Below are 569 nucleotides of genomic sequence, written 5' to 3'. Positions count from 1 at the left end.
TGGTTATCATCTTTAAAAGGCGAAACTGGCGAGCAAGGAGAACAGGGTGAGACCGGTGCTGCCGGAGTCAATGGTATTGATGGATCATCCGCTTATGCAATAGCTGTAAGTAATGGTTTTGAAGGCAGTGAGTCCGAGTGGTTATCGTCTTTAAAAGGCGAAACTGGCGAGCAGGGAGAACAGGGTGAGCAAGGTGAGACCGGCGCTCCAGGTTTAAATGGAATTAATGGCTCATCTGCTTATGCGATCGCAGTAAGTAATGGTTTTGAAGGTAGTGAGTCTGAGTGGTTATCGTCTTTAAAAGGCGAACAAGGAGAACAAGGCGAGCAAGGTGAGACCGGTGCTGCCGGAGCCAATGGCGTTGATGGTTCTTCTGCTTATGCAATAGCTGTAAGTAACGGTTTTGAAGGCAGTGAGTCCGAGTGGTTATCGTCCTTAAAAGGAGAACAAGGCGAGCAAGGTGAGACTGGTGTTGCCGGATCAGATGGTTCTTCCGCTTATGCAATAGCCTTAAGTAATGGTTTTGAAGGCAGTGAGTCCGAGTGGTTATCATCTTTAAAAGGCGAAAC

General features: G+C 47.6%; 1 pseudogene. It reads left to right on the top strand.

What is annotated here, in order from left to right:
• Positions 1-569 (top strand): annotated as a pseudogene (locus tag PL77_RS32185) (hypothetical protein); the annotation flags it as partial.

The sequence above is a fragment of the Flammeovirga sp. OC4 genome (assembly GCF_000812565.1).
Taxonomy (GTDB): Bacteria; Bacteroidota; Bacteroidia; order Cytophagales; family Flammeovirgaceae; genus Flammeovirga.
The sequence above is the reverse complement of the archived record's forward strand: the minus strand, read 5'-3'. Positions and strand labels throughout refer to the sequence as shown.